The 12,276-nt window shown below is 71.4% G+C and carries 11 protein-coding genes and 1 pseudogene; 7 read left to right on the top strand and 5 right to left on the bottom strand.

What is annotated here, in order from left to right:
* Positions 1-77 (bottom strand): annotated as a pseudogene (locus tag CCN72_RS40485) (nuclear transport factor 2 family protein); the annotation flags it as partial.
* A 117-nt stretch (positions 78-194) separates the two neighbouring features.
* Between CCN72_RS40485 and CCN72_RS13925 the strand changes: the two are divergent.
* Positions 195-806 (top strand): DUF4291 domain-containing protein, encoded by a 612-nt coding sequence (locus CCN72_RS13925; protein ID WP_425276145.1) that lies wholly within the window; start codon positions 195-197, stop codon positions 804-806.
* Positions 807-820: 14 nt separating this feature from the next.
* On the opposite strand, the gene CCN72_RS13920 is transcribed toward CCN72_RS13925, so the two are convergent.
* Entirely contained in the window at positions 821-1,000 is a 180-nt protein-coding gene (locus tag CCN72_RS13920) for a hypothetical protein (RefSeq protein WP_085562683.1), read from the bottom strand.
* 228 nt (positions 1,001-1,228) lie between these two features.
* A complete protein-coding gene (locus CCN72_RS13915) occupies positions 1,229-1,702 on the bottom strand; it encodes a winged helix-turn-helix transcriptional regulator (RefSeq protein WP_086807803.1) in 474 nt (157 codons plus the stop codon).
* 174 nt (positions 1,703-1,876) lie between these two features.
* On the opposite strand from CCN72_RS13915, the gene CCN72_RS13910 reads away from it, so the two are divergent.
* Positions 1,877-3,046 (top strand): thiolase family protein, encoded by a 1,170-nt coding sequence (locus CCN72_RS13910; RefSeq protein WP_037658069.1) that lies wholly within the window; start codon positions 1,877-1,879, stop codon positions 3,044-3,046.
* A gap of 21 nt (positions 3,047-3,067) precedes the next feature.
* On the opposite strand, the gene CCN72_RS13905 is transcribed toward CCN72_RS13910, so the two are convergent.
* Positions 3,068-3,787 carry a TVP38/TMEM64 family protein gene (locus tag CCN72_RS13905; RefSeq protein WP_086807802.1) on the bottom strand — a complete coding sequence of 240 codons (720 nt, stop codon included), beginning with the start codon at positions 3,785-3,787 and terminating at the stop codon, positions 3,068-3,070.
* A 162-nt stretch (positions 3,788-3,949) separates the two neighbouring features.
* Between CCN72_RS13905 and CCN72_RS13900 the strand changes: the two genes are divergently transcribed.
* The 3 genes from CCN72_RS13900 to CCN72_RS13890 all read left to right on the top strand — a co-directional run bounded on the left by CCN72_RS13900 (position 3,950) and on the right by CCN72_RS13890 (position 8,605).
* Positions 3,950-6,202, top strand: coding sequence for a DUF7507 domain-containing protein (locus CCN72_RS13900; RefSeq protein WP_143664097.1), 2,253 nt, complete (start codon positions 3,950-3,952; stop codon positions 6,200-6,202).
* Positions 6,203-6,550: 348 nt separating this feature from the next.
* Positions 6,551-7,729, top strand: a complete 1,179-nt coding sequence (gene tuf, locus CCN72_RS13895) for an elongation factor Tu (RefSeq protein ID WP_086807800.1) — start codon at positions 6,551-6,553, stop codon at positions 7,727-7,729.
* Between the two features lie 30 nt (positions 7,730-7,759).
* Complete coding sequence (locus CCN72_RS13890; protein WP_086807799.1) at positions 7,760-8,605, top strand: spermidine synthase; 846 nt, start codon at positions 7,760-7,762, stop codon at positions 8,603-8,605.
* A gap of 44 nt (positions 8,606-8,649) precedes the next feature.
* On the opposite strand, the gene CCN72_RS13885 is transcribed toward CCN72_RS13890, so the two are convergent.
* The gene (locus tag CCN72_RS13885; protein WP_086807798.1) at positions 8,650-9,750 is read right to left on the bottom strand and encodes a DUF8017 domain-containing protein; all 1,101 of its coding nucleotides are present in this window, start codon (positions 9,748-9,750) and stop codon (positions 8,650-8,652) included.
* A gap of 140 nt (positions 9,751-9,890) precedes the next feature.
* Here CCN72_RS13885 and CCN72_RS13880 point away from each other — a divergent pair, with 140 nt between their 5' ends.
* Together CCN72_RS13880 and CCN72_RS13875 are read left to right on the top strand one after the other, a co-directional pair.
* Positions 9,891-10,343, top strand: coding sequence for a DUF4442 domain-containing protein (locus CCN72_RS13880; RefSeq protein WP_086807797.1), 453 nt, complete (start codon positions 9,891-9,893; stop codon positions 10,341-10,343).
* A gap of 237 nt (positions 10,344-10,580) precedes the next feature.
* A complete protein-coding gene (locus CCN72_RS13875; protein WP_086807796.1) occupies positions 10,581-11,735 on the top strand; it encodes an endo-1,4-beta-xylanase in 1,155 nt (384 codons plus the stop codon).
* Positions 11,736-12,276 lie beyond the last annotated feature (541 nt).

Below are 12,276 nucleotides of genomic sequence, written 5' to 3'. Positions count from 1 at the left end.
GTCACCGCGTACGCGGTGACCAGTTCGTCCACGGCCAGCCGGTCCAGTACGGTCGCGAGTTCCGCACGCTGCGTCATCGGCTCAGTCTTCGCCACGACGGGGACGCAGCCAAGAGCCATGCGGCGAAATTCGGCGATTCGGACGAGCGGGAAATCCGGTGGCGGAACCAGGCCCGACCGCCGAACCTGTCCTGCGTGAACGATCGATTCCTCGCCGCCGAACCCAAGTTCCGCATCCGCGCCCGCTACACGGACACCACGATCACCGTCTACCAGGCGTACCGCCCCGGCATCGGCCTGGCCGCCGCCCGGGACGGGCGGTTTCCGGGGGAGTGGAAGCGGGACCGGATGACCTGGATCAAGCCGTCGTTCCTGTGGATGATGTACCGCTGCGGCTGGGGCACCAAGGAGGGGCAGGAGACCGTGCTGGCGGTCGAGATCGACCGGGCGGGGTTCGAGTGGGCCCTGCGGCATGCCTGTCTGTCGCACTACGTGTCCGGGGTGCACACGGACCGGGCGGCCTGGAAGCGGGAGTTGGGGAGGGCGCCGGCGCGGGTGCAGTGGGATCCGGAGCGGGATCTGCATCACAACGCGCTGCCCTGTCGCTCGCTGCAACTCGGGCTCGCCGGGGAGGCCGCACGGCGGTACGCCGATGAGTGGATCGTCGGCATCCAGGACGTGACCCCGCTGGCCCGGCGAGTGCACGCGGCCGTGCGCGCCGGGAAGCCTGAGGAGGCCGGGGCGCTGTTGCCCGAGGAGCGGGCGTACCCGGTCGGGGAGGACATGCTCGCCCGCCTGCGGGCGTAGGGCGCGGGGAGTGGTCAGGCGGCCTTGATGATCTCCTCGCGGATCGCCTTGGCCCACTCCACGACCAGCAGCTCGTACTCCGCGCGTTCCTGGGCCGAGAGGGAGCCGCCCGTGCGCAGCCAGAGCGCCCGGATCTGCTCGTTCACCTCGGCGGCAGACCGTGCGGAACCAGGGGGCGGGAAATGGGGGGACATGGGGAACAGCGTAGGGGCAAGGTCTGACACTGCGCTACCGCACCGCTACGCAGAACGTATGTGGTTGGTCACCGACGCGGCCGATCGGGCCCTGCGGTCGGCCCAGTTCAGATGGCATATGCCGGACTGAGTTGACGGTGGCGGGTGTCCCGGAGATGGCCGAAATGGGGTGCGGCGCCCTGTGGGGTCGGTGGCGAATGGGTCAACTGCCTTGTCAGGTAAGGGAGTTCAGGAAGTCGCCACGGGGCCCTTCACCGTCCAGCCGGGCGTCTGCGGGTGGGCCGTCAGGTCGTCGTGATGGACCGGGGAGCCGCAGGCGCGGCAGGTGACCACCGGGACCAGCTCATGGCCGCAGCTGTGTTCCATGGTCATGGGCAGATCGGTGTGGTGCCGCAGATGGCGGTCACCCCACTCCTTGAGCGCCATCAGGACCGGCTCCAGCTCCAGGCCCGCCGCGGTCGGCCGGTAGTCGAAGCGCTGGGGGTGCTCGCTGTAGGCGCGCCTGGTCAGCACCCCGGCCTCCACGAGCCGGCGCAGCCGGGTGGCCAGGATGTCGCGCGGGGCGCCGATATTGCGCGCCAGCTGGTCGAACCGGCCGTTGCCCAGGCACACCTCCCGCAGCACGAGCAGGGAGTACTTCTCTCCCACCACCGCGAGGGTGTCGGCGATGGAGCAGGGGCGCGGGTCCTTCGGAGCGGCCATGCGGCCCAGTTTAATTGAGAGTTTGGTTTTCCAACCCTTGCGAACGGTGCGGGTTCCCTCGCGTCGGCGGGTGGGTTTGATTTTCCAACTCACAGGGCTATGGTGAGTTCGGATTCCCTACCCACCGGTAACCACGCTCGTGAACGAGCCCGCTCCGCCGCAGGAGGCCGCACCATGCGAGACGCAGTGATCGTCGAGGCCGTACGCACCCCGATCGGCAAGGGCAAGCCCACCGGCGCCCTCGCGCAGATCCACCCCGTCCAGCTGCTCGCCCACACACTGAAGTCCCTGGTCGAGCGCTCCGGCATCGACCCGGCGCTGATCGACGACGTGATCGGCGGCACCGTCGACCAGGTCGGCGAGCAGGCCATGAACACCACCCGGTACGCCGTGCTCGCCGCCGGACTGCCCGACACGGTCCCGGCCACCACGGTGGACCGCCAGTGCGGCTCCTCCCAGCAGGCCGTGCACTTCGCCGCCCAGGGTGTGATCGCCGGCGCGTACGACATGGTCGTCGCCTGCGGTGTGGAGTCGATGAGCCGGGTGCCGATGTGGTCCAACGTGCCCGCGGGCAAGGACCCCTTCGGACCCGGCGTCGCCGCGCGCTACCCCGAGGGCCTGCTGCCGCAGGGCATCAGCGCCGAGCTGATCTCCGCCAAGTGGTCGCTGACCCGCGCGGAGATGGACGCCTTCGCGGTCTCCTCGCACCGCAAGGCCGCCGCGGCCTGGGAGGCCGGGCTGTTCGACGCCGAGACCGCGCCCCTGGAGGGCGTCACCCGCGACGAGTGCGTACGGCCCGACAGCACCCCGGAGATCCTCGGCGGCCTCAAGCCCGCCTACCACGACCCGAACTTCGCCGAGCGCTTCCCGCAGATCGAGTGGAACATCACCGCGGGCAACACCAGCCCGCTCAACGACGGCGCCTCCGCCGTCCTGATCACCTCCAGCGAGACCGCCGCCCGGCTCGGCCTGCGCCCGCTCGCCCGGCTGCACAGCTTCGCGGTCACCGGCTCCGACCCGCTGCTGATGCTCACCGGCGTCATCCCGGCCACCGAGAAGGTGCTCGCCCGGGCCGGCCTCTCCCTCGGCGACATCGACCTGTTCGAGGTCAACGAGGCGTTCGCCAGCGTCGTCCTCGCCTGGCAGCAGGAGACCGGCGCCGACCTGGACAAGGTCAATGTGAAGGGCGGCGCCATCGCCCTCGGCCACCCGCTCGGCGCCAGCGGCACCCGGCTGACCACCACCCTGGTGCACGCGATGCGCGAACGGGGCGCCCGCTACGGCCTCCAGACGATGTGCGAGGCGGGCGGCCTCGCCAACGCGATGATCCTGGAAGCCGTCTGACCCAGGGTCGACGGACCTCGGTCACCTGCCGCGCAACCGATGCCGCTGCCGCCACGCCACCACCGTGCCCGCCAGGGCCGGTACGGCGATGCAGGCCATCGCGAGCAGGAACGCGGGCGACGTCGGCGCCGAGGCACGGGCGCCGGCGACCGCGTAGGCGGCGGTGTTCGGGACCGAACCGAGCGCCGTCGCCAGCAGGAACGGCAGCCAGCCCATCCGGGAGACCGCCGCGCAGTAGTTCGCCGCCCAGAACGGCACACCCGGGAAGAGCCGCGCGGCCAGCATGGACCGGAACCCGTGCCGGCTCAGCTGCCCGTCCGCGGCCCGCAGCCACCGGCCGCGCAGCAACGGGCGCAGCGCGTCCTGCCCGAGCAGCCGCCCGAGCCCGAAGGCCACCCCGGCCCCGAGCACCGTCCCGGCGAGCGCGGTCCCGAGGCCCAGCCGGGAGCCGAACAGCGCGCCCGCCGCCAGGTTCAGCAGGGGCCGCGGCACGAACGCCACCGTGCACAGCCCGTATCCCGCCCCGAAGGCCAGCACCGCCATGAGCCCGCCCGCCCGTGGCGGCCAGCCCTGGGTCAGCAGGCGCTGCGGATCGAACAGCAGCACCAGCGCGCCCGCGGCCGCGAGCAGCACCAGCAGCAGTGACAACCGCGCCCACGGCGACAGCAGCGCACGGGTGCAGCGGGCGGTGAACCCCGCGCGGGGCACGGGCGGCGCGGGGAGGGTGGTGGCATCGAGCAACGTGACCCCCTGGGAGACATCGACGGCCGACGCCGATGATAGAGGGCGCCCCGGACAGTCCTGTCGTCCACGTGGACCGGTGCGGCTGACCGGGTACTTGACGGGGACACGTGCGGCCCGGCAGCAGCCAATCACGGAGCGTGACTGCTACGTATGCTGCGCATGAAGCGAAATAAACGCTCGTCCCCACTCGGCGGACCCGCGCGGACCTCCCGGCTCGCCGCGGCGGCGCTGACCCTCGCCTTCGGCGTGGGCGGCTCGCTGGCGCTGGACACCGGTGCCCTCGCCCAGCCGCAGCCGCAGCCGCGCCAGGGCGGTTCCACCCTGCTCGACGAGACGTTCATGCACGCGACGGCCCCGGAGTTCACCGGCGTCGGCTCGGCCTGCCTCACCGGCGCGCCCCAGGTCGGCGCCCTGCCGGGTCCTGGCGACCACCCGCTGGGCGGCTGCACGGAGGGCATCGGCCCGGAACCGCCCAACAACGCGGACCCGCACGGCTATCTCCGGCTGACGGACTCCTCGACCGACCAGTCCGGCGCCGTCCTCTACAACCACGCGCTGCCCGCCACCAAGGGCCTCGACGTCACCTTCGACCAGTGGCAGTACGGGACCACCACGGGCCAGATCGCCCCGGCCGACGGCATCTCCTTCTTCCTGGTGAACGGCGACACGGACCTCACCCACCCCGGTGCCTTCGGCGGCAGCCTCGGCTATGCGCAGAAGCTGCCCGACGACGACCCGAACGCCGAGTTCCAGCCCGGCGTGGACAGCGGCTACCTGGGCGTCGGGCTCGACGTCCTCGGGAACTACTTCGGCGACTGGGAGCACCGCGGCAACGGCTGTCCGCCCGGCCAGCGTTCGCCCGCGGGCACCAGCTTCCATGTGCCCGCGCCCGGGCAGAACATGGTCACGCTGCGCGGTCCCGGTGACGGCATCGAGGGTTACTGCTTCCTCACCGCCACCACCAGCAACTTCTCGACCACCGGGCCCTGGCCGTCGACCCTCCCCGGGCAGCTCCAGGGGCCGACCACCACGGTGTCGAGCGACCCGGTCCAGGCCGAGGCGGACCTGGAGCCCTCGCGCCGCCGGGTGCACGTGGTGATCACCCCGGCGCCCAACCCGCAGGTCACCGTGTCCATCGACTTCAACGACGGCAACGGTTTCCAGCAGGTGCTCCAGACCGCCGCGCCGACCCCCGTGCCGGAGACCTACAAGTTCGGCTTCGCGGCCTCCACCGGTTTGTTCACGGACACCCATCTCATCCGCAACGTGGTCGTCGCCACCGAGCAGCCGCTCTCCGAGCTCAGCCTCGTGAAGCAGGCCAGGCAGCCGCTGCCCGGAGACCTGACGGTCGGTTCGCAGGTGCCGTACGACTTCGTGGTCACCAACTCGGGCGATACGACCATCGACGACCTGGCCGTCGACGACCCGAAGGTCGGCCCGGTCTCCTGCCCGGTGACCAGCCTCGCGCCCGGTGAGACGGTCACATGTACGGCCACGTACACGGTGACGGCCGCGGACGTCGCACACGGTTCCATCGACAACACGGCCACCGCCACCGGCACTTCCGACGGGGAGACGGTCACCTCGCCGGAATCCTCGGAGAGCGTCCCGATCCAGCAGCGGCCGGGCATCGAGGTCGAGAAGCAGGTGGAGACGCCCGGCCCGTACTCGGTCGGGCAGACGGTCACCTACCGCTACACCGTCCGCAACACCGGCGGTGTGGAGCTGACCGATGTCGCGGTGCACGACGACCATGTGCAGAACATCACCTGCGAGTCGACCACGCTCGCCCCGGCGGAGGAGACCGGTGACAGCACCACCTGCACCGGCACCTACACCATCACCGCGGCCGACGGCACGGCCGGTTCCGTGACCAACACCGCCACGGCGACCGGTACCGGAAACGGGGAGACCGTCACCTCGCCGGAGACGTACCAGACCATCCCGGTCGGGCAGCCCCACCTCACGCTGCACAAGCGGGTCGTCTCCAGCGGTCCGTACCAGGCCGGGTCCACGGTCCAGTACGCGTACACCGTGACCAACACCGGCAGCACCCAGCTGCACGACGTGCATGTCGCGGACGACCGTGTCGCCACGGTGACCTGTGACGACACCACGCTGGCGCCCGGGGGGACCACCACCTGCCACGGCTCGTACCAGATCACCCAGGCCGACATCGACATCTGCCTGGACAACGGCAACCGCGGCGGCGGTGACGGCGGCACCGTCGAGTGCCGGATCACCAACATCGCACAGGCCGGCGCCACCGACCCGCAGGGCCGGGAGATCGCCAGCGAGCCCGCCTCGGCCACCGTCACGGTCACCGTGCGGCCGGAGCCCCCGTGCCCCGTCTACGGCAGGCCGGACGACAAGGGCGGCTGCGACAAGCGGGGCCGCCACAGCAAGGTCTGACGCACCCTCCGCACCGCACCGGCGCCGCCCCACCCAGGGGCGGCGCCGGTCGTCTGTGCGCACCCGCCCCGCGCGCGGGAAGGACCGCCGCCCGGAAACCGGTGGAAAACCATTCGACGCCGGACACCCCGTCGGCGATGATCGACCTCATGTTCCGGTACGCCTTCCACCTCGCAGCATCCGCGGTCGCGGATGTGCCGAAGGCTGCCGTTCCCACGCTCGCGGCCGCTGTCGACGGCGCCCGAAGCTGACCCTCCCCGGATCGTCCGGCGGACCCCGCAGGGGGAGGGTCGGCCATCCGGCGGGGTCCCGACTTCCGTACGACAGCGAAGGCTTCGAGGTACAGCCATGTCCAAAACGGCCTACGTGCGCACCAAGCCGCACCTGAACATCGGCACCATGGGTCATGTCGACCACGGCAAGACCACCCTGACCGCCGCCATCACCAAGGTCCTCGCCGAGCGCGGCACCGGCACCTTCGTGCCCTTCGACCGTATCGACCGCGCCCCCGAGGAGGCCGCGCGCGGCATCACCATCAACATCGCGCACGTCGAGTACGAGACCGACACCCGGCACTACGCCCATGTGGACATGCCCGGTCACGCCGATTATGTGAAGAACATGGTCACCGGCGCCGCGCAGCTCGACGGGGCGATCCTGGTCGTCTCCGCGCTCGACGGGATCATGCCGCAGACCGCGGAGCACGTCCTGCTCGCCCGGCAGGTCGGCGTCGACCACATCGTCGTCGCCCTCAACAAGGCGGACGGCGCGGTCGACGAGGAACTGATCGACCTGGTCGAGCTGGAGGTCCGCGACCTGCTCACCGCGCAGGGCTACGCGGGCGACGCGGTACCCGTCGTACGCGTCTCGGGGCTGGGGGCGCTCACGGGCGACCCGCGCTGGACGGCGTCCGTCGAGGCGCTGCTCGACGCGGTGGACACCTATGTGCCGATGCCCGAGCGGTATCTCGACGCGCCGTTCCTGATGCCGGTGGAGAACGTGCTGACCATCACCGGGCGGGGCACGGTCGTCACCGGCGCCGTGGAGCGCGGCACGCTCACGCTCGGGGACCGGGTCGCGGTGCTCGGCGCGGACGGCGTAGAGACCGTCGTCACCGGCCTGGAGACCTTCGGCAAGCCGATGTCGCAGGCGCAGGCCGGGGACAACGTGGCCGTGCTGCTGCGCGGCGTGCCCCGGGACGCGGTGCGGCGGGGGCATGTGGTGGCGGCGCCGGGCAGCGTGGTGCCGGCGCGGCGGTTCACGGCGCGGGTGTATGTGCTGTCGGGGCGCGAGGGGGGTCGGACGACACCGATCGCGACGGGGTACCGGCCGCAGTTCTACATCCGTACCGCGGACGTGGTCGGGGACGTCGACCTCGGCGCGGCGGCCGTGGCCCGGCCCGGTCAGACGGTGGAGATGACCGTCGAGCTGGGGCGCGAGGTTCCGCTGGAGCCGGGGCTCGGCTTCGCGGTCCGGGAGGGCGGCCGGACGGTCGGCGCGGGCACCGTGCTGTCGGTCGGTTCGTAGGGCCCCCGCGGGGCGCGTCACAATGAACCCGTGACCGAGCAGATACCCGTCTTCCGCACCACCGACCACGGCGCCGCCAAGCTCATGCCCGATGTGGACCGGGAGCGTGCCTGGCTGCTGACGGTCGACGGGGCGCCCCAGTCGTACGTCGACCTGGACGAGCCGACGTACCTGGAGTTCGAGTACGCGCGCCGGCTCGGGCACGCGCTGGACACGGTGGCTCCCGAGGGCCGGGCGCTGGACGTGCTGCACCTGGGCGGGGGAGCGCTGACCCTGCCCCGGTACGTCGCGGCGACCCGGCCCGGTTCCCGGCAGGACGTCGTGGAGGCCGACCGGGGGCTGCTGGACCTGGTCGCCGAGTATCTGCCGCTGCCGAAGGGCGCGGGCGTCGCGGTGCACGCCGCCGACGCCCGCGCCTGGCTGTCGGCCGCGCCGGACGACGCGGCCGATGTGCTGATCGCGGACGTCTTCGGCGGCTCCCGGGTGCCGGCCCATCTCACCACCCTCGCCTACGCCCGGGAGGCCGAGCGGGTGCTGCGGCCGGGCGGGACCTATCTCGCCAACCTCGCGGACGCGGCGCCGTTCGCCTTCCTGCGCTCCCAACTGGCCACGTTCGCCGAGGTCTTCGAGGAGCTGGCGCTGGTCGCCGAGCCGGGGGTGCTGCGCGGGCGGCGGTTCGGCAACGCGGTGCTCATCGCCTCGCACCGGGTGCCGGACGTCGCCGCACTGGCCCGCCGGGTGGCGGCGGACGTCTTCCCCGCGCGGGTCGAACACGGCGCCGCCGTACGGGAGTTCATCGGCGGCGCGGGACCGGTCGAGGACGCGGACGCGGTGCCCTCGCCGGTGCCGCCGGGCGGCTCGTTCGGCATCGGCTGAAGCCGGGCGCGGGGGCGTCCGTCCGCCGCGCCCGGTGCCCCGCGTCAGTCCGACGTGGGGGTGCCGTGCAGCCGTACCGAGCCGAGGATCTTCATGATCGTGGCCTGCGGGACCTCGTCCTTGATGCCCTTGGCGCCATAGAAGTTGAACGACACGTAGTCGTGCGCCGAGTTCTGGAAGCCGAAGGTGAGGGCCTTGCCGTCGGTCGCGCACTTGCCCTTCTGCGGGGTGCCGCTCGACCTCGCCCAGGCGTAACTGCCCTTGATGCCGGACGTGGTGGTGAAGGGGGTGGCCTTCTTGTCGAAGGTGATGGTCTTCTTGTCCGGCTGGGTGTAGCCGCCGTAGACCCACCAGGCGGGGGTGTTGACGGCGATCTGGTCGGTGTTCTTCGCGCCGCTTGCGCCCTTGCTGCCGACGACCGCGAGCGGGGTGTCGTCGGTGCGGCCGTCCTTGTCGTCGTCGGACGTGCAGAACTTGGGCTGGTCCTCGGCCGTGCCCGACATCACGATCAGCGGCTTGCCGTCGGTGGACTTCTGGTCCTCGAAGCCCACCTCCATGTCGGGCGCCTGGGCCTGCCAGTCCGAGGGCACGTCATAGGCGATGCCCCACTTGGGGTTCACCACGACCTTCCAGCCCGGCACGGTCGGCTTCTCGCTCTCCGCGGCCCGCGGGTTGTCGGTGGAGGCGGGGCTGGAGGACGCCTGGGTCGGCGACTGGCTGGTCCCTGTGTGCTTGCCGTCCGCCTTGTCGTCCTTGCCGTCCTTGGAACCGCCGAGGACCAGCACACCGGTCACACAGGCGGCGACGACCACGGCGGCGGCCGCGACGATCGCGATCAGCTTCGTACGGTTGCCGCCGCCGTTGCCGCCGCCCTGCGGGGACTGCTGGATCGGCACCGTGGGCGGCTGCTGCCCCCACTGGGGCTGCTGCTGCCCGTACGGGCCGGGGGCCCCCGGGTACTGCCCCGGCCCCGGCTGCTGACCGGCTCCCGGCTGCTGACCGGCCCCGGGGTGCTGGCCCCCCTGCGGGTACTGCTGGTACCCCGGCTGCTGGTACGGATTCGGCTGCTGCTGATAACCCGGCTGCTGGTACGGGTTCTGCTGCGGGTTCTGCGCGCCCCCGGGCGGCTGCTGATCTGGCCACATGGCCGACAACACTAGTGCGGCGGCGGCACGGTTCGGTCACGGGATCTCGTCAGGGCCGTAGCGAAGCGGTGTGAAGGGTCTGGCGGACGGGTGGAGACCGCGCTGGTCAGCAACGCTTACTGGCCGGTAACATCACGCCCATGACTGTTGACAGCGCCTCGATGGGCGAGATGCTTGCCACCGCGGTCCCGATGGTGCGGACCCTGAACCTGGAGTTCGTCGAGGTGACCGCGGAGCGCGCCGTGCTGCGGCTCCCGGACCAGCCGGACTACCACAACCACATCGGCGGACCCCACGCCGGCGCGATGTTCACGCTGGCCGAGTCCGCCAGCGGCGCCATTGTGCTCACGGCCTTCGGCGACCAGCTCTCGCGCGCGGTGCCGCTCGCGGTCCGGGCCGAGATCGGCTACAAGAAGCTGGCCATGGGGCCGGTGACGGCGACGGCGACCCTGGGCCGTCCGGTGGCCGAGGTCGTCGCCGAGCTGGACGCGGGCGGCCGGCCGGAGTTCCCGGTCGCCATCGCCATCGAGCGCGAGGACGGCGCCGTCACCGGGGAGATGACGGTGGTGTGGACCCTGCGGCCGAACGGCTGAGCTGACCGCTGAAGAGGGGCCCCTGGCGTGCGTCGGGGGCCCCTCCTCGTTCCCGGGGTCGGCAGGTCGGCGGGCCTGCGCGCTTCGAAAATTTCGGTCCGTCGACGGGGGCCGAAGTCGATGTGAACCCTGCTGTGCAGGCCCATTGACGCGCTGAGATCGCGCGGTCTAGCTTGCACCACCGATCGAACATCGGCCCGAAACTTTCGAGGCCGACTGAACCCCCGGGAGCCCGTCGTGAAGCAGCTTCGCCGCAGATCCACGCTCGTCGCCGCCGGTGCCGCCGCCCTGCTGCTCGTGCCCGCCGCCGTCGCGGTCGCGGGCGGGAGCGGCGGTCCGGCCGACACCTCCCTGCGGGCGCTGGCGTCGAAGCAGGGCCTGCGGATCGGCACCGCGGTCGACGCGGCGAAGCTGGGCGCCGACAAGCCCTACACCGACATCGTCGCCGGCCAGTTCTCCACGGTCACGCCCGAGAACGCCATGAAGTGGGAGAGCGTGGAGCCCAGCCGGGGCGTGTACGACTGGAAGCAGGCGGACGAGCTGGTGCGGTTCGCCCAGCAGCACGGCCAGGCGGTCCGCGGCCACACCCTCATGTGGCACAACCAGCTGCCCGGCTGGCTGACCACCGGCGTCGCGAACGGCTCCATCGGCGACACCCAGCTGCGTGACATCCTCCACCGGCATGTCACCGACGAGGTCACACACTTCAAGGGCAAGGTGTGGCAGTGGGACGTGGCCAACGAGGTCTTCGCCAACTCCTGGGAGACCCCGGGGGCCGACGGTCTGAACGCCGACGACTTCTGGATCGAGCATCTGGGCCCGGGCGTCGTCGCGGACGTGTTCCGCTGGGCGCACAAGGCCGACCCGAAGGCCCTGTTGATGTACAACGACTACAACATCACCGGCGAGGACGGGACCAACGTCAAGTTCCAGGCCGTGTACGACTTCGTGAAGAAGCTGCGCGCGCAGGGCGTGCCGATCGACGGCATCGGCGAGCAGGGCCACCTCGACACCCAGTACGGCTTCGACGCCCGCCGGTACCAGGACGATCTCCAGGCGTTCGGCGACCTGGGCCTGAAGGTCGCCGTCACCGAGGCCGACGTACGCACCTTCGTCGGCGACGCGACCGACCAGGTGCCCACGGACGCGCTCGCCCAGTACGCCCAGCCCTACGAGTTCTCCGAACTGCTCAAGGGCTGCGAACTGGTCCGCCAGTGCGTCTCCTTCACGGCCTGGGGCGTCTACGACGGCGACTCCTGGATCCCGGACACGTTCAGCGGAGAGGGCTACGGCCTCCTCTACGACGTGAAGCTGAGGCCGAAGCCGGCGTACTCCACGCTCCAGCAGGACCTGAAGCTGGCGGCGGGCACCGTCCGCCACGCGGGCGACTGAGCCGCGTCCGCAGGACGGAGGGGCCCCTGAGCAGGGGCCCCTCCCGTGTTTTCCGGCGCCGGGCTCATTTCAGGTCTTCTGGCGCTTTCCGGCCCGTGCACATCCTCGCCAGGAGCCAAAGGTCATGCGGAATTTACAGACACGGTCCCGATGTCACGCCGTGTTGCGGCCGGGTGAGTGAAGGGTGAAGCAGGTGCGCGCTTTGACGGACTTGTGGCGATGTGGCGCGTGGGCTCGGGTGAGCGGACGCCCGCGCCGATGACCCGGAAGCGCCGATTTCTCGGCGCTTGCGGCGAATTCGGCGGGCTGGCCGGATCAAGGCCACGGCGGGCGCGCGACGGCCGTCGTTGTTGACCCGCGAGTAGCCCCTCGCTAGTTTCCGATGCCCTCGCACCGACGAGTTCCGCCGCACAAACCCCCACCGTGCTTTTCGCCGATTGTGTCGGAGTCTCATGACCTCCCCTGTGCGCGCCCATGATCTGATCCTCTGCCTCACCCCGTTCGGAGAACCCGACGCGGGCCTCGCCGCGGCCGCCACCGG

This window comes from Streptomyces murinus, from assembly GCF_002154555.1.
Lineage (GTDB): Bacteria > Actinomycetota > Actinomycetes > Streptomycetales > Streptomycetaceae > Streptomyces > Streptomyces murinus.
Note: the sequence above shows the minus strand (reverse complement) of the source record. Positions and strands in the feature narration are given on the sequence as shown.

Coding starts and splice junctions, on each gene's coding strand:
- tuf (WP_086807800.1), top strand. CDS start 6,551: ATGTCCAAAACGGCCTACGTGCGCACCAAGCCGCACCTGAACATCGGC.
- CCN72_RS13920 (WP_085562683.1), bottom strand. CDS start 1,000: ATGTCCCCCCATTTCCCGCCCCCTGGTTCCGCACGGTCTGCCGCCGAG.
- CCN72_RS13900 (WP_143664097.1), top strand. CDS start 3,950: ATGAAGCGAAATAAACGCTCGTCCCCACTCGGCGGACCCGCGCGGACC.
- CCN72_RS13885 (WP_086807798.1), bottom strand. CDS start 9,750: ATGTGGCCAGATCAGCAGCCGCCCGGGGGCGCGCAGAACCCGCAGCAG.
- CCN72_RS13880 (WP_086807797.1), top strand. CDS start 9,891: ATGACTGTTGACAGCGCCTCGATGGGCGAGATGCTTGCCACCGCGGTC.
- CCN72_RS13910 (WP_037658069.1), top strand. CDS start 1,877: ATGCGAGACGCAGTGATCGTCGAGGCCGTACGCACCCCGATCGGCAAG.
- CCN72_RS13915 (WP_086807803.1), bottom strand. CDS start 1,702: ATGGCCGCTCCGAAGGACCCGCGCCCCTGCTCCATCGCCGACACCCTC.